The sequence below is a fragment of the Halospina sp. K52047b genome (assembly GCF_008709855.1).
Taxonomy (GTDB): domain Bacteria; phylum Pseudomonadota; class Gammaproteobacteria; order Pseudomonadales; family Oleiphilaceae; genus Halospina; species Halospina utahensis_B.
The window spans coordinates 334,562-354,714 of the sequence record NZ_VYJH01000002.1 but is presented as its reverse complement, the minus strand read 5'-3'; the positions used below and the strand labels follow the sequence as shown (position 1 = coordinate 354,714).

Sequence of the window (20,153 nt, the reverse complement as noted above, 5' to 3'; positions counted from 1 at the left end):
ATCTAGATTTCGTGGAGTTCCCTACGGTTCATGCGATGCAGGGTCAGCAGTCCGAGTACCGGCCCGGGCAGCAGCCACCACAGTACATGCAGGGACTGGCTTGCCCAGAGGCTGGTGGTGAGCGCGATGGCGGGGATCGTGACCGCGAAACCAACGGCGTTCATGATCGCCAGCGCTGCGCCGACGTTTTCCCTGGGCGCGGTTGCCGAGGCCAGCGCTGAGAACTGCGGTGAGTCAGCGATCACCGTGGTGCCCCAGACGGCCAGCAGCGCCAGAAGAAGCAGTGGGGGCGCGGCGCCGAGAAGCGGATAGACCAGGCAGAGGGCGCCGGATACCGCTAACGCCCCCCGCGCTACGTTGAAACTTTCCAGCCATCGGCTCATGCGGCCACCCTGGACGCAGCCCGGTAATCCGAGCCCGATGATCAGGAACGCGACCCAGGGCGTGAGCGCCGGGTCGGAACCGAGGCGCTCGAGTTCCCTGCTTACGAGGAACGGCGTCAGGGTCCAGAAGGCGTAGAGTTCCCAGCAGTGACCGAAGTAACCGAAAGCCGAGGCCCGGAAATTGCGCTGGACGAAGGCTTTTACGCCAGCACCAGGGCGGATGCCAGGGGACGCGGCGGGCAGATGCGGGCCATCTCCAAGACTGTGGATCAGGGCTGCGGCCACCATGGCCAGCGCGGAAGCCAGAAGCAGGGGCCATTGCCAGGGGAGTTCAAAGGTCGCACCCCGGAGCAGATGGGGAAGGGCGGTACCCAGTGTCAGCATGCCCACAAGCCACCCCAGGGCCGCACCGGCATAGCGGGGTGTCCAACTGACCACCAGCTTCATGCCCATGGGATAGATACCGGCGAGGCACAGCCCCGTGATGAAACGTGCCGCCGTCGCCAGGTAGAGGTCTGCGGCAACCAGGATAAAGGCGGCGTTGATAAGGGCCCCCGTAACCCCGGCGATGGCAAAGAGCCGGCTGGCCCGGATGCGGTCCGCGAGGCCGCTGATTGCGATGATCAGGGTGCCCGTCACAAAACCGGCCTGAACGGCCATGGTCAGGATTCCGAGTTCGCTTTCACTGAGGCCCACGGCCCCCGCCAGTGCGGGCGCGACGCTGTTGACGCTGAACCAGAGGGAAGTGCCGAACAGTTGGGCGATGACGATGACCGCGAGTGGGGTGCGGGTGAGCAGGGAGTGGAGCATGAGTGTCAGGGCCTTTGGCGGGTAACGGACTACATGCTCCAAAGGGTAGCTGGTGTTGGGGGTTGGTTCACGAAAGGAACCGATAGAACCTGGGGAGCTGGCGTGGTTGGGGCTGACCGAGGGAGGGATTATGGGCCCTGCGGGCCTCACCCCTTCGGGGCCACCTTCGCGGTGCGAAGGTGTTCCTCAGCCTGCCGGGAGGCAGGCTTCGGTCGAACCCATGAGGGGTCTCGTCCGCCCGCTAAGCCATTACCAGAGCCCACCCAAGGTGGGCTCTGGTAATGGCGGAGAGGGAGGGATTCGAACCCTCGGACCGCTTACACGGTCGCCGGTTTTCGAGACCGGTGCAATCGTCCACTCTGCCACCTCTCCGCAGCGGACAGCGCGCATTCTAACGGCTCCGACCCTTTCGTAAAAGCCGGAGTCTGTCCCTGTGGGAGCGGCCATTGGCCGCGATTGGTGGAGGCCGATGCCGGAAGATGTTAGAAATAGGCCCTTTCCAAACTGGACTGAGGAGTGTCTGAACCATGTCAAAGCAGATCCCGATCGTTGATCCCGAAGGGCTTCTGGAATATTCCGTTGTGTTCAACGACCGTTCCCTGAATCATATGAGTAAGGAATTTCAGGGGGTTATGAATGACATTTCAGGTACTCTGAAAAGCGTCTACAACGCCAGTGCCACCATCGTGGTGCCCGGTGGCGGGAGCTACGGCATGGAGGCGGTGGCACGCCAGTTCGCCAACGATGCGCGCTGCCTGGTCGTGCGCAACGGCTGGTTCAGCTACCGTTGGAGCCAGATTCTGGACGCGGGGCGTATTGCCTCGGAAACGACCGTCCACAAGGCCCGTCAGCTGGAGCCGGGCAGTCAGGTTCCGTTCCGTCCGGCGCCCCTGGAGGAAGTGGTTGCCTCCATCCGTGAAAAGAAACCCGAGGTGGTGTTCGCTCCTCACGTGGAGACAGCCGCCGGCATGCGCCTGCCCGAGGATTACCTGAAGCAGGTTGCGGGCGCGGCGCATGAGGTTGGCGCAATCTTCGTGCTGGACTGCGTGGCCTCCGGTGCGCTCTGGGTGGATATGCAGGCCATCGGCGTGGATGTGCTCATCAGTGCGCCCCAGAAGGGGTGGAGTGCCTCGCCCTGTGCGGCCCTGGTCATGCTCAGTGATAAAGGCCTGGAGCGCCTTGAGGCGACCACCAGCAGCAGCTTCGCCTGTGACCTGAAGAAATGGCACCAGATCATGCAGGCGTATGAGGGCGGTGGCCACGCCTATCACGCCACCATGCCCACGGATGCGCTCAAGGATTTCCGGGACGCTATGAACGAAACCGTCAACGACGGTCTGGATGTCACGCGCGAACGCCAGGAAGAACTGGGACGCCGCGTCCGGGCACTTTTCGCCGAGCGCGGGTTCGTGAGTGTTGCCGCCGAGGGGTTCGAGGCGCCGGGTGTTGTGGTGCTCTATACGCAGCGTGATGACCTGCATAAAGGCAGCGGTTTTATCGAGCAGGGCCTGCAGACAGCAGCCGGTGTGCCGCTGGCCTGTGATGAGCCCGAGGATTACAAGACCTTCCGGATCGGCCTGTTCGGGCTGGATAAGCTGCGTAACATCGATCGCACGGTTGACTGGCTCGCCGAAGCACTGGACGGTCTTGGCGCCTGACGGACGGGCATGATCGACGTTTTTCTGCCGGCAGCGCTGGATCCGCTGACCGCGGGTCTGCTGCTGGCCGCCTCCCTGGTGACCTCGATGATCACAGCGGCCCTGGGGGCCGGCGGTGGTGTGCTGCTGCTTGCCCTGATGGCCCTGTGGTTGCCACCGGTGGCAATCATACCGGTGCATGGACTGGTTCAGCTCGGCTCCAATACCGGGCGCTTCGCCATGACATGGCGCCGGGCGGATTGGGGGGCTCTGGCCGCCTTCGCCCCCGGTGTCATCCTCGGCATGCTCGCTGGCGCCCTGGTGCTGGTGCGCCTGCCGGAGCAGCTATGGCAGGTAACCATCGCAGGGTTCATCCTGTTCCTGTGCTGGGGGCCGTCACTGCCCGCTGCCGCCCTCGGGCGCACGGGCATACTGCTGGCATCCACGGTCACCAGTTTCATCACGCTGTTCGTTGGTGCCACAGGTCCGCTTGTGGCTGCGTTCATCAAGCAGCTCCATGAGGACCGTTTCCGCACCATTGCGACCTTCTCCGGCGCCATGACGATGCAGCACCTCCCCAAGGCGCTGGTGTTCGGTTTGGCCGGTTTCCACTTTCCCGAATGGTTACCCTGGGTGGGCGGAATGATCGCCTGCGGCCTCGTGGGTACCCGGCTGGGGCTGCACCTGGTTCACCGCATGGGCGATCATACGTTCCAGCGACTGTTCAGCATCATCCTGACGCTGCTGGCACTGCGCCTGCTGTGGCAGGCGCTGGCCTCCTGATTACTTCCAGATTTCCCCGTCCACACGATCCTGGAGTTCCGGATAGTCACTGAGCTGGAAGTGGGGTATCCGCCCCTGCTTCCGCTGGGCGAGATAGTCCCTGGTCAGCTTCACCACGGTGCCCGAGAGGAAGACGATGGCGATGAGGTTCACCGTGGCCATCAGGCCCATGGAGGCGTCCGCTGTGTTGAATACAGTGATCACCGCCTGGTAGCCACCCCAGATCACCATCGCCAGTGCTGCACCGCGCAGGGCGTAGAGCCAGGCGCGTGACTGGGCGCCCAGGTACACCAGCGCGTTCTCGGCGTAGGAGTAGTTGGCGACAATCGAGGTGAATGCGAAGAACATGATGGCGATGGCGATGAATTCACCGCCCAGATCACCGAGATGACTCTCCATGGCAACCTGGGTGAGCTCCGCCCCGGTGACATCAGCACCGCCTTCCATAACCCCCGAAAGCAGGATCATGACCGCGGTGGCGGTGCAGATCACGATTGTGTCCACAAAGACCGCAAAACCCTGGATCAGCCCCTGGGACGAGGGGTGGTGAGGAACCGGTGTGGCGGTGGCGGCAATGTTCGGCGCTGAGCCCATGCCGGCTTCATTGGAGAACAGGCCACGCTTGATGCCGTTGAGCATGGCGGCGGTGATGGAGCCGGCCGCGCCGCCGGCAGCTTCGCCGAAGCCGAAGGCGTTCTGGACGATGCCCGCCAGGATGCCGGGCACCTCGGAGATGTTCATGATCATGATCCCTATGGCCAGGAGAACGTAGAGGCCGGCCATAATGGGCACGATCAGCTCGGCGAAGCGGGCGATTGAGCGCAGCCCGCCGAAGATCACCAGGCCGGCGACTGCAGCGACAATGATGCCGACCAGACCCTGGTTGATCCCGAAGGCACCCTCAACCGCCGTGGCGATGGCATTGGACTGCACGGCATTGAACACCAGCCCGAAGGACAGGATCAGGCAGAGCGCGAAGATCACTCCGGCCCAGGGGGCGTTCAGACCACGGGCCATGTAGAACGCTGGGCCACCGCGGTACTGGCCCTGCTCATCCCGAACCTTGTAAAGCTGGGCGAGGGTGCTCTCGGCGTAGCCTGTGGCCATGCCGACCAGCGCCACCATCCACATCCAGAAAATAGCGCCGGCACCGCCCAGGTAGAGCGCCACCGCGACACCGGCCAGGTTGCCTGTGCCCACGCGCGAGGCAAGACTCGTACAGACGGCCTGGAAGGGCGATATGCCGGACTTGTCGCTCTGGCGGGAGCCGCGGATGGCGCGGATCATCTCACCGAAGTTGACGAACTGCAGGAAGCCAAGGCGGATCGTGAAAAACACGCCCACGCCCAGCAGCCCGTATACGAGGATGTAGTTCCAGAAGATGGTATTCAGAAAGCCGACAGTGGATTCCAGCAAAACGGGGCCTCTTGCAGGTGGCTGGTCAGGTGGTATTTTGAAGGTTTACCGCGAAACCATACCAGCTGAGCAGCCCTTATATGAATGACAAGAACAAGGAAACGGTCAGTCCGACCCTGGATCGCCAGCGTGAGATCTATCTCAATGGACTCAGTGGTGACCGCCCGACGGTCCCCGTGGATTACGATGAGCTTGAGGTGCGCGCCGAGCGGGCGCTTGCGCCGGAGGCGTTTGCCTACATCGCGGGTGGCGCCGGGCATGAGCACACCATGGACAGCAACCGTGAAGCATTCGGCCAGCGTCGCATCCTGCCGCGCATGCTCAACGATGTCTCCGAGCGTGATACCAGCGTAACGCTCTTTGGAAGGCGCCTGCCCAGTCCCTTCCTCCTGAGCCCCATCGGTGTGATGGAAATGGTTGATCCGAAGGGGGATGAGCTTGTGGGCCGGGCCGCGGCCTCGGAAGGCGTGCCCATGATCTTCTCGAACCAGGCTTCCCAGCCCATGGAGCATGTTGCCGGCGCCATGGGCGACGGCCCGCGCTGGTTCCAGCTCTACTGGAGCAAGTCCGACGACCTTGTGAAAAGTCTGGTGAGCCGGGCCGAGGAAGCAGGGTGTGAGGCCATTGTGGTGACCCTGGACACCACCATGCTGGGCTGGCGCACCCGTGACCTGGACCTGGCCTACCTGCCATTTCTGCGCGGCAAGGGCATTGCCCAGTACACCAGTGACCCGGTCTTCCTGAGGCGCCTCGAACAGGCGATCCAGGAGGGTGGTGACGCTGCGCCCAAGCCCAGAGTGACCATGGAAACGCTGAAAGTCCTCCGGGACGTGGCCCAGTCCTGGCCCGGAAGTACTCTGGAGGGACTTCGCTCCGGCAAGGCGAGGGCGGCGGTCCAGGAGTTCATCAACACCTACTCAAGGCCCTCGCTGACCTGGGAGGATCTCGCCATGCTGCGCGAGCATACCCGTCTTCCCATCCTGCTCAAGGGCATCCTGCACCCTGAAGATGCCCGTATGGCAGTGGATTACGGCATGGATGGGGTCATCGTATCGAACCACGGGGGGCGTCAGGTGGACGGCGCCGTCTCAAGCTTCGAAATGCTGCCGCGCGTGGTGGAGGCGGTGCAGGGCCGTGTGCCGGTCATCCTGGACAGCGGCATCCGTGGCGGGGCGGACGTATTCAAGGCACTGGCGCTGGGCGCTACGGCCGTGGGGCTGGGGCGCCCCTGGGTCTACGGGCTGGCGCTCAATGGCGAAGAGGGTGTGCGTGAGGTCCTGCGCAACCTGAAAACGGATTTTGAGTTGACCATGGGGCTTGCGGGCTGTTCCTCCACAGCGGAGATATCGCCGGAACGGTTGGCCTGACACGCGGCGGCTGCCCGTGATGCGCTATGGCCGGCGGGTGTGACCAACAATCCTGCCAGGTGCTGTTGCCGTCTTCCGGTTTAGGTTTCACAATTCAGCACCACGGATCCTTTTGGGAGAAACGGATGATGATCAGGGCTCTGAACACTTTCTGCGCAGCACTTGTGCTGCTTCTGGTGGCTCTGCCGGCAATGGCGCAGCCACTTTCTGATGATCGGATTGAGCGCTTTCTTGCAAGCCTCGAGGATCTGGAAAGCCTGGGCGAGCAGGTTGAGAACACGGACATGTTCGGGGACATGGGCCAGGAGATCCAGGAACAGGCCATGCGCGAGGGCGAATTCCGGCCCATGCGCATGATGGTGGAGAAGATGCGTGACCATGAGATGCACGATGAGTTCGCGGCCGCGGTCTCCGATCATGGGTTCCAGCGTCCCGAGGACTGGGCGGATACAGGCGACCGCATTATGCGCGCCATGGCGGCAATGGAGCTGAAAAAGCACAATCGTGGCGACATGCAGGCGGAAATGGGCGCCATGATGGAGCAGATGGAGAACAACCCCAATATCTCCGAGCAGCAGCGCAAGCGCATGCGCCAGCAGATGGAGCAGGCCATGGCAGGGATGAAGGCGATGGCCGATGCGCCCGAGGAGGACATTGAGGCCGTCCGGCCCTATCGTGACCGGATCCGTGGCGCGATGAACGACTGAATCCAGTCAGCGGGAGGAAACAGCGTGATCCGGATTCTGGTTGTGGATGATCATGAGCTCGTGCGTACCGGCATAACACGGATGCTGGCGGACGATGAAGAAATCGAGATCATGGGTGAGGCCGACTCCGGTGAAGCAGCCGTGGACCAGGTCCGGCAGGACCCACCGGACGTGGTTCTGATGGACCTTCGGATGCCCGGCATTGGTGGACTGGAAGCCATGCGGCAGATTCACCGGATCAATGACGACGTGCGGGTGATTGCCGTGACCGCCTGTGCCGACGATCCCTACCCGACGCGGGTGATGCAGGGCGGCGCCCATGCCTATATCACCAAGGGCGCGGATCTTCAGGAGATGCTGCAGGCGGTGCGCCGTGCCTCGCTTGGTCAGCGTTACATCAGCCCGGAGATCGCCCAGAAGATGGCGCTGGGCCGGGTCAACGGGGGCTCGGAGGAGTTCAGCGCCTTCGACGAACTCTCGGAGCGTGAGCTCCAGATCGCCACCATGATCGTGCAGGGCCAGAAGGTACAGGTCATCTCGGACAAACTCTGTGTGAGCCCCAAGACTGTGAACACCTACCGCTACCGGATCTTCGAGAAGCTCGGTATCGACAGTGACGTGGAGCTGACCCTGAAGGCGGTGAAATACGGCCTGCTGGATGCCGATGAAGTCTGAAACCGCTGAAGCTTTTGATTCCGCTGCTTTTCTCAAGCAGGTAACCGAAAAGCCCGGCGTCTACCAGATGTACGACGCCAATGGCGACATTCTCTACGTGGGCAAGGCCTCCAACCTGCGCAAGCGCCTGGCCAGCTACTTCCGCAAGCAGGGGCAGGCGATCAAGACCCAGTCACTGGTCAGCCGGATCGCTGACATCCAGGTCACGGTCACCGCCAGTGAAACCGAGGCGCTGCTGCTGGAGCAGAACCTCATCAAATCGCAGCGCCCGCCGTACAATATCCTGCTGCGCGACGACAAGTCCTATCCCTACATCTACCTCTCGAATCACAGCGACTATCCGTCGCTCACCTTCCGGCGTGGCAAGAGCAAGCGGGATAAAGGGACCTTTTTCGGTCCCTTTCCGTCCGGCGGGGCGGTCCGGGAGAGCCTGAACATCCTCCAGAAGGTGTTTCGCATCCGCAACTGCAGCGAAAGCTACTTCCGTAACCGCACACGCCCCTGCCTGCAGTACCAGATCAACCGCTGTACCGCGCCCTGTGTGGGCATGATTTCCCCAGAGGACTACCAGCAGGATGTCCGCCGTGCCCGGCTCTTCCTGCAGGGTAAGAACCCGGAGATCATCCAGGAGCTGATGGACGCCATGGAGCAGGCGTCGACCAGCCTCGATTTTGAAAGGGCGGCCCAGTTCCGGGACCAGATCAATTACCTGCGCCACGTGCAGGAGCAGCAGGCCATCGAGGGCGGCAGCGCGGAGCTGGACGTGATCGGCCTCAGCCAGGAGGCGGGCGTGGTCTGTGTGGTGGTGCTGTCCGTGCGCGGTGGCCGGATCGTTGGCACCCAGCATTTCTTCCCCCGGCTGTCCATGGACCAGGAGGAGAGCGAGCTCATCACCGCTTTCATTGGCCAGTTCTATCTGGGGGAAGACAACCCAAGGGAGATTCCCCGCGAGATCATCGTGGCGGAGGAGATTCCGGACCGGGAAGTGCTGGATCAGGCGCTGTCCAACCAGGCCGGCCGGGATACCCGTGTGCGCCATCGGGTGCGCGATGAGCGCCGGCGATGGCTGCAGATGGCCCGCACCAACGCCGAGGAGACCCTGCGCAGCCATCTATCGAACAAGGAGACCGTCTACCGGCGGCTGCTGGCGCTGCGGGAGCTGCTGGAAATGGACGAGATCCCGGCCCGCATGGAATGCTTCGACATCAGCCACAGCCAGGGCGAGAACACGGTCGCATCCTGCGTGGTTTTTGACGAGAATGGACCCCTGAAGAGTGACTACCGGCTCTATAATATTGAAGGCGAAACGGCCGGGGATGACTATGCGGCCATGGGGCAGGTTCTGCGCCGCCGCTATCGCCGCATCAAGGCGGGCGACGGCAAGCGCCCGGACCTGGTGTTCATCGACGGGGGTCTCGGCCAGCTCAATGTGGCGCGCACGGTCTTTGATGAACTGGGAATTGACGACATTACCCTGATCGGCGTGGCCAAGGGCGAGGCGCGCCGCGCCGGTATGGAAGAGTTGATCGAGGCGTTGACCGAGAACCGTTTCCGGGTACCACCGGACTCGCCGGCGCTGCACCTGATCCAGCACATTCGGGACGAGGCTCACCGGTTCGCGATTACCGGCCACCGGCAGCGACGTGACAAGAAGCGCAGCAGCTCCACCCTGGAGGGAATCCCAGGCGTGGGGCCGCGCCGGCGCCGGGACCTGATAAACTACTTCGGTGGCCTGCAGGAGCTGCGTAAGGCCAGCGTTGGTGAGATTGCCAAGGTTCGGGGGATCAGTGAGACCCTGGCCGAATCCATTCACTCAGCACTGCACAACGAGTAGCGCATGAATCTACCCAACATCCTCACCTTTTCGCGGATCGCCATGATCCCGCTGTTCCTGCTGGTCTTCTTCATGCCGTTCCAGTGGGCCTACATGGCGAGCGCCGTCATTTTCGCGGTGGCGGCGGTAACCGACTGGCTGGATGGTTTCCTGGCCCGGCGCTGGGACCAGTCAACACCGCTGGGTGCCTTTCTGGACCCGGTGGCGGACAAGCTCATGGTGGCCGGGGCGCTGGCGGTGCTGATCCACGATTACGGCTCCCTGTTCCTGACCATCCCCGGCATTGTGATCATAGGCCGTGAGATCGTCATCTCGGCATTGCGCGAATGGATGGCGGAAATGGGCAAGCGCGCCAGTGTGGCCGTCTCGCTCGTCGGCAAGGTCAAGACGGGCTTTCAGATGGTTGCCATTGTGATGCTGCTGGCCTATCCGCCCGGTGAGCCTGTTGCCATGGCCGGGCTTGCGATGCTGGCGATAGCAGCAGCGCTCACGCTCTGGTCAATGTGCGTCTACCTGAAAGCCGCCTGGGAGGAGATCAGCGCTACCTGATTACGGCCGGAGTGTTTGGCGCGGTACAACAGCCCGTCCGCATGCTGGATAAAGGCTCTGAGAGTCTGGCTGTGGTCGTACTGGGTAACGCCGATGCTCACTGTTACCGGGGTATCACCGGCATGGATGCTGGTCTCGGTGGTCTGGCGCAGGGTTTCCGCCACCTGTTGTGCACCCTCCAGATCGGTATCCGGCAGGATCACAAAGAATTCCTCACCGCCCCAGCGGCCCAGGGTGTCGGTTGAACGCAGGCGTTCGTCCAGGATGACACCCAACTGAACCAGAACCTGGTCACCCATCTCATGCCCGTAGTGATCATTGACGGACTTGAAATGATCAAGGTCCAGCGCGAGCAGTGACAGCGGCTGACCGCTGCGGTGGGCCCGGTTGAGCTCCTCCTCCAGCACCTGCTCTGTCCGGCGCCGGTTGGGGAGGCCGGTAAGCTGGTCTTCGTGGGCCATGCGCTCAAGCCGCTGCTGGAGCTGGCGCGTTTCGGTCATGTCCCGGGAGAAGCCAATAAAGCCGGTGAAGGTGCCGTCCTCACTGAGCAGAGGCACTTTCTCGGTCTCATAGACGCGTATGCGACCATCCGCTGCTGTAAAGGTCTCCTCGCCCTGCTGCGGGGCGTACGTGGCGAGCACCCGGTCGTCCAGCCCCCGGCAGTTTTCCGCTGTCTCATGGGAAAGTAAGTCCTCGTCCCGTGCGCCGACGATGGCATCGGGATCATGGCCGTAGAGGGCCGCTGTCCTGTGATTCAGGTAGACGTAGCGCCGGTCGGTATCCTTCAGGTAGATACAGGCGGGGGCATGGTCGAGGACGGTTTCAAGAAGGGCCTGTTTCTCCCGCAGCGCCCGTTCCAGCTGTACCTTCTCGGTTATATCGGTGCAGGCGCCGCTCATGCCGTGGATACTGCCGTCGGCGCTGACAAGAGGCCGCTTCACGGTCCAGAACCAGCGTTCCTCACCGGTGGCGGCGATGACGTTGCGCTCCTGGGTCTCAATCGCACGCCCCTGGCGCAGGACCTGTTCGTCGTTCTCGCGCAGATCCCGGGACTGATCCAGCGAGAAGAAGGTGCTGTCGTCGCGCCCCAGTATGGCTTCTTCCGGAAGGCCGAACAGGTTGCGGACGCGCTCGTTGACATAAGTATAGCGCCCCTGAAGGTCCTTCATGAAAATGAACGAGCCAAGGCTGTCCACCGCCGCCCTCAGGTCATCCAGTTGCTGGCGGGTATCCGTGGTCGCCTGCGGTTTTCCGGTTTCCATGCCACCGCTTCCCGTATTGGATACTGGTTGATCGCATAAATTACTTCAGTGATTCCTATGATGCAAAAAATCCTTTACCGGGTACTGCCTGGTGACTGGTTATGGGGAAGAGCGACAGTGCCTGTCGCACGACGCCGCGACTATGGTCCCGGCAGCGCATGGGCTATCCTGCCCATCGCACCCGACGTTGATGGACGGCCGCCAGGAGCAACCGGATGATCCACACCTTCCCCGGCAACCAGCTGGAACACCTTGTTGGCCCGCTCGCCAGGCTCCTCGCGATGCCGGTGAGCAACCCGCTGCAGCCGGATGTGATCATGGTCCAGCATCCCGGCATGGCGCACTGGCTCAACATGGAACTGGCTGCGGAACCCACCCGGCGGGTGGCGATGAACCTGGAATACCCGCTGCCGGTGCGCTACTTCTGGACCCTCATCCGCCGGATCCTGGGCTCCGACCGCATGCCGGAGGTATCGCCCTATCAGCGTGAGATCCTGGTCTGGCGACTGTATGCGCTGCTGGCTTCAGAGGCGGTGACCAGGGACCCTGCCTTTACCGAACCGACACGCTACTGGCAGCAGCAGAGCCCACGCCAGCAGCCTTTGCGCCGCTTCCAGCTGGCCGGAGAACTCGCGGATCTTTACGAGCAGTACCTGATGTACCGCCCGGATTGGATCCGGGATTGGGACGCAGGGCAGGCGGATCACTGGCAGGCCCGGCTCTGGCAGGCGCTGGTCGCGGAGATTCCGGATCACCCGCTACGACTCATGGATGAGGCCCGGGAGCACCTGACCGAACCAGCGGAAGCGTTACCAGAACGTCTGTTCATCTTTGGCATTAACAGCCTGGCGCCCCTGTGGCTGGAATTCATCAGTGAGATGTCCCGGAAGGCGGGGGTGGATTTCCACATCCTTTACCTCAACCCCTCGGATGAGTACTGGGGGGATGCCATCAGCGATCGGCAGGCCGCCCGCCAGCGGGCACGCTGGCTGGATGAGCACGACGATGACAGCGGCCTGGTTCTGGATATCGGCAATCCGCTCCTGACCGGCCTCGGCCACCAGGGGCAGCAGTTCGTGCGCCTGCTCAGCGAGGTGGCGGACGAGGAAATGCCGCTGTTCACTGAGCCGGACAATGATGACCTTCTGGCCCGACTCCAGAGTGACGTGCTGCATCTCCGGGATGGCCGTGAAGCCCCCGGCGACCACTGTGACAGCAGCATCAGTATTGTCAGTGCCCACAGCGCGCTGCGTGAGGTCCAGGCGCTGCATGACTGGCTCCTGCATCGTTTCAATAACGATCCGGAACTTGCGCCACGGGACGTGGTGGTGATGTGCCCCAACGTGGAGCAGTATGCGCCCTTCGTGGAGGCGGTGTTCGCCGGTCGCGGCGAGGCGTTGTCCGAAAGGGTGCCGCCGTTGCCCAGTTCCATTGCCGACCGCAATCCGGGGGATGCGGACCCGGCAGTGGCTGCATTCATTGAACTGCTGTCACTGCCGGATGCGCGCTTCGAGGTCAGCCGTGTCATCAGTTGGCTCCAGGTGCCGGCCATACAGCAGCGGTTCGGGTTCGATACCGAGCAGGTAACCCAGCTCAGCCAGTGGCTCAATGCTGCCGCCATTCACTGGGGGCTGGACGCCGAGCACAAGCAGCAGTGGCTGGGCGAGGGCGCCAGTGAACGCTACAGCTGGGATCAGGGGCTGGAGCGCCTCCTGATCGGTTTTGCCTGGGGCGATGAGGAGGTGGTGCTGCATGACCGCCTGCTGCTGCCCCAGGTGGAGGGCGGCGATGCGGTGGTGCTGGGGCGCCTGATCGCCTTCCTGAGGGCACTCAAGGCATTGCGGCAGGATATGACCCGGACGCGCACGGTCAGTGACTGGCAGACGTTCCTGCATGAGCGGCTGCGCCAGGCGCTGTTCAGCACGGAAGGCAGTCATGAGTGGATCCATGAACAGCTCCGGGAAGTGATCCGGGAACTGGGGCAGTACGCCAGCCATGCAGGCTTCAATGACCCGGTGCCGCTCACGGTGATCCGTCATGCCCTTGAACAGAACCTGCAGAGCCCGGCGCGTACCGGCCGCCAATTCATGACAGGGCAGATCACGGTCTGTTCCATGGTGCCCATGCGCTCCATTCCATTCCGGGTCGTGGCGATCCTGGGACTGAACGACGGCGAATTCCCGCGCCAGCGCCCACCTCTGGGTTTTGATCTGATGGCCAATGATCGCCCGCGCCCGGGGGACCGCTCGCGCCGCGGGGATGACCGTTACCTGTTCCTGGAAGCCATACTCTCGGCCAGGGACCATCTCTATCTGAGCTACCAGGGGCGGGATCTCAATACGAATGCGGAGCGTCAGCCATCCCTGGTGCTCACGGAACTGATGAACTATCTGGAAGGCGCTACCGGCTGGCGCCGCGACGCCATCAGGGCATTGCCGCTGCAGCCGTTCAGCCCGGCCAACTACCAGGGCCCGGAGCCGAGCTTTGACCCGGGGTGGCTCCGCCTTACCGAGTCCGGGGAGGAGCGGGAGCAGGCACAGCGCCTGCCGCCGCCTGATCCTGAACCCGACCAGCTGACCCTGGAGCAGCTGGTCCGGGCCCTGGAGAACCCTGCCCGTCACCATGCCCGGCAACGCCTTGGCCTCTATCTGGAGGAATCCGAGCTGCCTGAACTCGAGGATGTGGAGCCCTTTGCGGCCAATCATCTCAGCCGTTATCTGATCCAGGAGGCACTGATCCACTGCGAGCTTCAGGGTGTCGATGACACCCCGGTGCTGGAACGCGCACGTCTTTCCGGGGAGCTTCCGGACCATGTGCCGATGGCCTCGGAACTGGCGGACTGGCGGGAACAGGCCAGTGGTTTCGCGCAGGCTCTGATGGATTCAGGAGCCGCAGACGTCCAGACCGCCGCAGTGGAATACAGCATTGATGGCCTGACGTTGGCCGCAGAGCTGACAATGGCAGCGGATGGCCGTCTGGTTCTGTGGCGCATGGCGAATCCGAAAGGCAAGGATCTGCTGCGGCTCTGGTGCCATCACCTGATGGCCAACCTTGGGGCGGAGCGGTCCTCGGTCGGTATTCACCGGGGCAGGGACGGCGCTCTCCGCGTCATGCAGCTGGAAGCCATGGGGCGAGGGGAGGCGGAATCCCAGCTGACGGCGCTGGTGGAAGCCTGGCGGGAGAGCCTGTGTGAGCCCTCGCGCCTGCACGCCGACCTGATGCGTGAGCTGGCCACCATGGACGCTGATGCGGATGGGACGAAACGGCTCCGGGCGCTGCGCAAGGCCTGGCTGGGCGACAGCTGGAACGGCTTCCCCGGGGTCAAGGATGATGCCTATGTCGGATGGTTCTTTGATGAAGACACTGATACAGAATCCCTTCTGGCTGCTATCGACCGCCGGTACGGTCCGTTGATGGCCGCCGTGACGATCACCGACACCACGGAGGCGGTGTAATGCAGGAGCTGGACGTTACCCATCTGCCGCTGGAAGGCATACACCTGATCGAGGCCAGTGCGGGCACTGGCAAGACCTACAACATCACACGCCTCTATCTGCGCCTGCTGCTGGAGCGCGAACTGGAGGTGCAGCAGCTGTTGGTGATGACTTTCACACGTGCCGCCACCGCCGAGCTGAAGGGACGTCTGGCGGGCGAAATCCAGCGTGCCCATGATTACTGGGAGGAGCTGGAGGAGCCCTTCTATGCGGCGCTGCGGGCGCGTTTCCCGGACACAGACCGGGTGAAGGCCCGCCTGCGCAACGCTGCCCTGCACATGGACGAGGCGGCCATCTACACCATTCACAGTTTCTGTCGGCGAGCCCTGACGCAGGAAGCCTTTACCAGTGGCATAAGCTTTGAGGCGGCCATGGAAGTGGACAGCAGCGCACTGGTGCGTGAAGCGCTGGAGGACTGGTACCGCCAGGAGGCACAGGGGCCGTATTTCCAGCAGCTTTACGCCTATCAGCCCACGCCCGACGCCTTCGCAAAGGTCTGGGAAGCCACCATCAAGGGCACCGAGACGCTTCCGGAACCGGAGGTGCCGGATCTGGCGACAGCCTGGCAGGGATTCCGCCGCCAGTGGCCGGAGGAACGGGAGGCCTTCGCGGCGCTGAATGTTGCCGCCCGGAAAACGGCGGATACCAAGGCCCACTGGCAGGCCGTTCAGGAGGAGCTTGAGCGCCTCAGCGGTTGTGAGTGGGATGGCAGTATCCCGGACGTTTTCCAGGGCAGGTTCCTGAAGGAGGCGTTCAGCAGCGCGAAGAAACAACAGAGCATGCCCGCGCTGCATGAGCTCGCCAGCGGCATGGTCGGCCTCCAGCGGGCGCGTGAGGCCTGGTGGGCCTGGAAGGGCGTGACCTTCGCGCGGGCGCACCTGGCCGCCAGCAAGGATCGGCTGGACCAGCTGGATTTCAGTGATCTGATCCGCCGCCTGAGTGAACAGCTGGCCTCGGAGGAGCGCGGACCGGCCCTGGCCCGGAGCCTGGGAGAACAGTTCCCGGTGGCACTGGTGGATGAATTCCAGGATACGGACCCGGACCAGTACGCCATCCTCCAGGGGATCTACGGTGAGGCCAGGCAACACGGCCGGATGCTGTGCATGATCGGCGACCCCAAACAGGCCATCTACGGTTTCCGTGGCGGGGATGTCTTTGCCTATCTCACCGCCCGCAATGACGCGGATCACCAGTGGGTCATGGGCGCCAATTACCGCTCGGCGCCGGAAGTGATCCGGGGCTATAACCGGCTCTTCCATGGCGGGGCCGTCCCCGGGGATCCACGCGATGCCATCCCCCATGACCGGATCTTCGGTTATGGCATCCAGTACCCGCCAGTCAGTGCCGGCAAGCCCGACCGGGAGCCGGTTCACGGACCGGCGGGACGGGCGGCTTTCCAGTGGGGGCTGCTGCCGGTTGCGGATGACATGGAAGGGCTCAGCAGCAAGGGCACCGGCTATACCAAGGAGGGGCGTCAACCCCTTGCGCAATGGACGGCCCGTGAAATCCTGAGGCTGTTGTCTGACGCAGAGGTTGATGGTGAAACCGTGGCCCCCGGGGATATCGCTGTCCTGGTCCGGGACCGCACGGAAGCCGCCCTCATGCAGGAAGCGCTGACCGCCCGGGGGCTGGATTCCGTGTACCTGAGTGCCCGGGACAATGTGCTGGAAAGCCCGGAATCCCTCGATCTGCTTCGGGCCCTGCGGGGCATTCTGAACCTCGAGGATGACCGCCAGCTGATGGCGGCGCTGGCGACCATGCTGTTCGGTTACAGCACCCGGGAGCTGTTTGATCTGCGCAACAGCGAACGGGACTGGGCCCGGCTTCTGGACGACGTTACGGCCCTGCGCGAGCGCTGGCACCGCAAGGGTTTCATGAGCATGGCGCTGCAGCTTCTTCAGTGGCGGGCACGGCCGGAACCGCATCGGCATGAGCGCAGCCTCACCAACCTCATGCACCTGATGGAGCTGCTGCAGGAGGCCAGCCAGCAGCACCGCCAGCCCGAGGCGCTGCTGCACTGGTTTGAGCAGGCGCGCACGGACAGCACCGTCCAGAACACCGAACTCCGGCTGGAAAGCGACGGCCACCTGGTGCGGGTGGTGACCATGCACGGAGCCAAGGGGCTGGAGTATCCCATCGTGTTCCTGCCGTTCGTCAGCTATGGCAAACAGGGCGGCCGCGGTCGGGATATGCTGGTGCGTTACCACGATCCCCGTGACCACAGCACGCACCTGGCGCTGAATCCATCGGACGAACAGCTTGATCTTGCAGCGGAGGAGGAAGCAGCGGAGAGCATCCGTCTCCTTTACGTGGCCGCCACGCGGGGCGAACGGCGGGTCTACATGCTGGCCGCGGCATTTGATCAGCTGGCGTCTTCGTCGCTGGCGCGCTGCCTTGGGGTCAGCAGTTTTGAGGCGCTGGAAGGTGCAGTACGGCAACAGTATGGCGAAGGAGCCTGTGGCGTACTGACAATCACCAGCACCGATGAGCCGGTGAGCAGTGCTCCGGCGCCGGCTTCCCATGACGGGCTGGCCGCGGCTGAGTTCCATGGACGTATTGAAAGGGACTGGTGGCTTTCCTCCTTCTCCGCGCTCACGCGCAATGCCCGCCACGGCGGCACCAGCGCCCGGGACCGCGATCAGGACGAACAGGAAGAGACCCAGCCCCATGCGGAAGCGGACAACATCCGCTTTTGCCTCCAGAAAGGTGCCGAAGCTGGCAACCTTCTGCACGACGTGCTGGAGTGGCTGGATTTCAGTAACCCGGACCTGGATGGGGTTCTGGACCAGGCCGAAAGGCGCTACCCGGGCCTGATGGCCCCTGTTGAAACCACACGTGAGCCGATCAAAGCCTGGCTGCGGGAGCTGCTGGCCGTAAAGCTGCCCAGCGGTGCAACCCTGGGAGCGTTGGCGCCGGAGAAGACCCTGCGGGAAAGCGAATTCTACTTTCCCATGAACGCGGATCAGCACCCACCCCTGGGCCGCATCCTGGCACGCCACAGGGGCGTTGATGCTGCGGTCACGCTGCCACCACCGGCCAGCCTCAACGGCATGCTCCAGGGCTTCATCGACCTGGTCTACGAGTGGCAGGGGCGCTATTACATCGTGGACTACAAGTCCAATCACCTGGGCAACGGCTTTGGCCATTACAACCCGGAGGCACTGACCGCCAATATGCGCGAGAGCTTCTACGACCTCCAGTACCTGCTCTATATGCTGGCACTCCACCGTTTCCTGCGGATCCGCATCCCGGATTACGATCCTGAGCAGCATCTCGGGGGCGTGCACTACCTTTACCTGCGTGGAATGGCGCCGGGCCGTGATACCGGTGTCCACGCACGGGAGCCGGATCTGAGCGCACTGCTCGCCCTGGATGCCCTTTTTGAGGGCCGGGAGGTGGCGGTATGAGCGCGGTTCTCAACCCGGTGCGGGAAGGCGAGGCCCCGGAAGCCATCGACCAGGCGCTGGCGGATGCGCTGTGCGAGTGGATTGGCTGCCGGGAGGACTGGTTCCGACATACCCTGATGGCCGTCAGCGAGGCACTGCAGGAGGGCCATACCTGCCTGCACCTGCCGTACTGGGCGGGTCAGACCCGCTGGCAGAGTGACACCTTTCCGGGCATCCGGTTCCCGGAGCTGGCAGAGTGGCGTCAGGGCCTCTCGGCATTGGCGATCAGCCCGGATGATGATGCCCCCGTGGTGTTTGAGCGGGATCGTTTCTACCTGCGTCGTTACTGGCGTTTCGAGACCGAAGTGGCAGCGTCCATCCGCGAACGACTGGCGGTCACTGGCAGTGTGGATGCGCCCAGCGCCCGGGCGGCCCTTAAGCGGCTTTTCCCCGGTGAGGCAGGGCAGGCCGCGCCTGACTGGCAGAAGGTGGCCGCGGCTAACGCACTGTTCCAGTGTTTCAGTGTGATTGCCGGTGGGCCCGGCACCGGAAAAACGCATACGGTCACCCGGCTTCTGGCACTTCTGATCGAGATGTCCGCCTCCGGTGGGGAAATGCCCCGGGTGCACCTTGCGGCGCCCACCGGCAAGGCGGCCCAGCGCCTGGCCGAGTCCGTGGTGAAGGCACGCTCCGGACTGGCGTCGGATGTGGAACCCCGGGTAATGGAGGCCATCCCCCAGGAGGCCACCACGCTGCACCGGTTGCTGGGCGTGATCCCGAACAGCCACCGATTCCGCCATAATGACGATAACCCGCTCAATGTGGACATACTGGTGGTGGATGAGATCTCCATGGTGGACCTGCCCCTGATGGCGCGGCTGTTCCGTGCACTGCCCCCGGAGTGCCGGGTGATCCTGCTGGGCGACGCCGACCAGCTGCCCTCGGTCGCCGCGGGGTCGGTGCTGGCGGACCTGGCACCCCGGGATGTATCGGCCTACAGCCCCGAACGCTGCCAACAGCTCGCTGCCCTCGGCATTGAGCTTGACGCCGCCGACGACGGTTCGGGTGGTGTGGACTACCTGAGTTTCCTGAGGGAGAGCCGGCGATTCGGTGGCAGCAGTGGTATCGGCCAGCTTGCCGCTGCTGCCATCAGCGGCCATGAGGAGGGTACTCTCAATGTTCTCCGGGGCGCTCATGAGGACGTGGTCTGGCAGGGCGGCGGTGCGCTGTCCGAACAGCTTGCTGCCTGGACGGAGCAGAACTACCGGCCCATCACGGAAGCGACCGACCTGAAGGAGGCCTTCGCGCGGCTGCAGGCCTTCCGGATCCTCTGTCCCGCCCGCGTTGGTCCCAATGGTGTCCAGTCAATCAATGAGCGTATTACCGCTGCGCTCAACCCGGAGCGGCAACGTTTCTTCCGCGGCCAGCCCATCATGATCACGCGCAACCATTACGGGCTTGGCCTCTACAATGGCGATATCGGCCTGATCTGGCCGGACGAGGCGGAGCGGGAAGGCGAGGCGCCCCCGCTGCTGGCCTGGTTCCCGGCTGAGGAGGGATTTATTCCCATGGCGCCGGGGCGACTGCCCGACCATGAAACGGTCTACGCCATGACCATCCACAAGACACAGGGGTCGGAGTTTGATTCCGTGGCCCTGGTGCTGCCGGAGCGGCCGTCCGCGATTCTCAGCCGGGAGCTGATCTACACTGGGATTACCCGGGCCCGTTCCCGATTGATGGTCATCGGGGGTGAGGCCGTCTGGCGTGCCGGCATCAGCCAGGCCGTGGAGCGCCATTCCGGCCTCGGCGTGCGGCTCAGGGGTGACCCGTCCGAACACCGGTAAGCATGA

General features: G+C 63.5%; 13 protein-coding genes and 1 tRNA gene. 10 read left to right on the top strand and 4 right to left on the bottom strand.

Annotation, left to right across the window (positions count from 1 at the left end; genetic code table 11):
- Positions 1 to 2 precede the first annotated feature (2 nt).
- Both F3089_RS04090 and F3089_RS04085 read right to left on the bottom strand, forming a co-directional pair.
- The gene (locus F3089_RS04090; protein WP_151439563.1) at positions 3 to 1,193 is read right to left on the bottom strand and encodes an MFS transporter; all 1,191 of its coding nucleotides are present in this window, start codon (positions 1,191 to 1,193) and stop codon (positions 3 to 5) included.
- Positions 1,194 to 1,475: 282 nt separating this feature from the next.
- Positions 1,476 to 1,565, bottom strand: a tRNA-Ser gene (locus F3089_RS04085).
- A 155-nt stretch (positions 1,566 to 1,720) separates the two neighbouring features.
- On the opposite strand from F3089_RS04085, the gene F3089_RS04080 reads away from it, so the two are divergent.
- Both F3089_RS04080 and F3089_RS04075 read left to right on the top strand, forming a co-directional pair.
- Positions 1,721 to 2,851 (top strand): aminotransferase class V-fold PLP-dependent enzyme, encoded by a 1,131-nt coding sequence (locus tag F3089_RS04080; RefSeq protein ID WP_151439562.1) that lies wholly within the window; start codon positions 1,721 to 1,723, stop codon positions 2,849 to 2,851.
- A gap of 9 nt (positions 2,852 to 2,860) precedes the next feature.
- Entirely contained in the window at positions 2,861 to 3,613 is a 753-nt protein-coding gene (locus tag F3089_RS04075) for a sulfite exporter TauE/SafE family protein (RefSeq protein WP_095616828.1), read from the top strand.
- Here F3089_RS04075 and F3089_RS04070 read toward each other — a convergent pair whose 3' ends face one another.
- On the bottom strand, positions 3,614 to 5,026 hold the full coding sequence (locus F3089_RS04070) for an alanine/glycine:cation symporter family protein (protein ID WP_151439662.1): 1,413 nt from the start codon (positions 5,024 to 5,026) through the stop codon (positions 3,614 to 3,616).
- Positions 5,027 to 5,109: 83 nt separating this feature from the next.
- On the opposite strand from F3089_RS04070, the gene F3089_RS04065 reads away from it, so the two are divergent.
- The 5 genes from F3089_RS04065 (at position 5,110) to pgsA (ending at position 10,161) form a co-directional block, all read left to right on the top strand.
- Entirely contained in the window at positions 5,110 to 6,396 is a 1,287-nt protein-coding gene (locus tag F3089_RS04065) for a lactate 2-monooxygenase (protein WP_151439561.1), read from the top strand.
- 125 nt (positions 6,397 to 6,521) lie between these two features.
- Positions 6,522 to 7,103, top strand: coding sequence for a hypothetical protein (locus tag F3089_RS04060; protein WP_151439560.1), 582 nt, complete (start codon positions 6,522 to 6,524; stop codon positions 7,101 to 7,103).
- 24 nt (positions 7,104 to 7,127) lie between these two features.
- Complete coding sequence (gene uvrY, locus F3089_RS04055; RefSeq protein ID WP_151439559.1) at positions 7,128 to 7,778, top strand: UvrY/SirA/GacA family response regulator transcription factor; 651 nt, start codon at positions 7,128 to 7,130, stop codon at positions 7,776 to 7,778.
- The gene (gene uvrC / locus F3089_RS04050; protein WP_151439558.1) at positions 7,762 to 9,612 is read left to right on the top strand and encodes an excinuclease ABC subunit UvrC; all 1,851 of its coding nucleotides are present in this window, start codon (positions 7,762 to 7,764) and stop codon (positions 9,610 to 9,612) included. Before uvrY ends, uvrC begins: the two co-directional genes overlap by 17 nt.
- Before the next feature lie 3 nt (positions 9,613 to 9,615).
- The gene (pgsA, locus tag F3089_RS04045) at positions 9,616 to 10,161 is read left to right on the top strand and encodes a CDP-diacylglycerol--glycerol-3-phosphate 3-phosphatidyltransferase (protein WP_151439557.1); all 546 of its coding nucleotides are present in this window, start codon (positions 9,616 to 9,618) and stop codon (positions 10,159 to 10,161) included.
- On the opposite strand, the gene F3089_RS04040 is transcribed toward pgsA, so the two are convergent.
- Positions 10,122 to 11,423, bottom strand: a complete 1,302-nt coding sequence (locus F3089_RS04040; protein WP_151439556.1) for a sensor domain-containing diguanylate cyclase — start codon at positions 11,421 to 11,423, stop codon at positions 10,122 to 10,124. The two genes, pgsA and F3089_RS04040, sit on opposite strands and share 40 nt — an antisense overlap.
- 215 nt (positions 11,424 to 11,638) lie before the next feature.
- Here F3089_RS04040 and recC point away from each other — a divergent pair, with 215 nt between their 5' ends.
- Genes recC through recD form a run of 3 tightly spaced genes read left to right on the top strand, consistent with a single transcriptional unit; the run spans position 11,639 to position 20,147 of the window.
- Positions 11,639 to 14,878: an exodeoxyribonuclease V subunit gamma gene (gene recC / locus F3089_RS04035; protein ID WP_151439555.1), complete on the top strand. Its 3,240-nt coding sequence runs from the start codon at positions 11,639 to 11,641 to the stop codon at positions 14,876 to 14,878.
- Entirely contained in the window at positions 14,878 to 18,324 is a 3,447-nt protein-coding gene (locus F3089_RS04030; protein WP_151439554.1) for a UvrD-helicase domain-containing protein, read from the top strand. Before recC ends, F3089_RS04030 begins: the two co-directional genes overlap by 1 nt.
- Positions 18,321 to 20,147: an exodeoxyribonuclease V subunit alpha gene (gene recD, locus F3089_RS04025; RefSeq protein WP_151439553.1), complete on the top strand. Its 1,827-nt coding sequence runs from the start codon at positions 18,321 to 18,323 to the stop codon at positions 20,145 to 20,147. Before F3089_RS04030 ends, recD begins: the two co-directional genes overlap by 4 nt.
- Positions 20,148 to 20,153: the final 6 nt, after the last annotated feature.

What these genes read in the sequence shown, in the direction of transcription:
- F3089_RS04080 (WP_151439562.1), top strand. Translation starts at nt 1,721, where the DNA reads ATGTCAAAGCAGATCCCGATCGTTGATCCCGAAGGGCTTCTGGAATAT.
- F3089_RS04090 (WP_151439563.1), bottom strand. Translation starts at nt 1,193, where the DNA reads ATGCTCCACTCCCTGCTCACCCGCACCCCACTCGCGGTCATCGTCATC.
- F3089_RS04060 (WP_151439560.1), top strand. Translation starts at nt 6,522, where the DNA reads ATGATGATCAGGGCTCTGAACACTTTCTGCGCAGCACTTGTGCTGCTT.
- recC (WP_151439555.1), top strand. Translation starts at nt 11,639, where the DNA reads ATGATCCACACCTTCCCCGGCAACCAGCTGGAACACCTTGTTGGCCCG.
- F3089_RS04075 (WP_095616828.1), top strand. Translation starts at nt 2,861, where the DNA reads ATGATCGACGTTTTTCTGCCGGCAGCGCTGGATCCGCTGACCGCGGGT.
- F3089_RS04030 (WP_151439554.1), top strand. Translation starts at nt 14,878, where the DNA reads ATGCAGGAGCTGGACGTTACCCATCTGCCGCTGGAAGGCATACACCTG.
- F3089_RS04065 (WP_151439561.1), top strand. Translation starts at nt 5,110, where the DNA reads ATGAATGACAAGAACAAGGAAACGGTCAGTCCGACCCTGGATCGCCAG.
- F3089_RS04040 (WP_151439556.1), bottom strand. Translation starts at nt 11,423, where the DNA reads ATGGAAACCGGAAAACCGCAGGCGACCACGGATACCCGCCAGCAACTG.
- uvrC (WP_151439558.1), top strand. Translation starts at nt 7,762, where the DNA reads ATGCCGATGAAGTCTGAAACCGCTGAAGCTTTTGATTCCGCTGCTTTT.
- recD (WP_151439553.1), top strand. Translation starts at nt 18,321, where the DNA reads ATGAGCGCGGTTCTCAACCCGGTGCGGGAAGGCGAGGCCCCGGAAGCC.
- pgsA (WP_151439557.1), top strand. Translation starts at nt 9,616, where the DNA reads ATGAATCTACCCAACATCCTCACCTTTTCGCGGATCGCCATGATCCCG.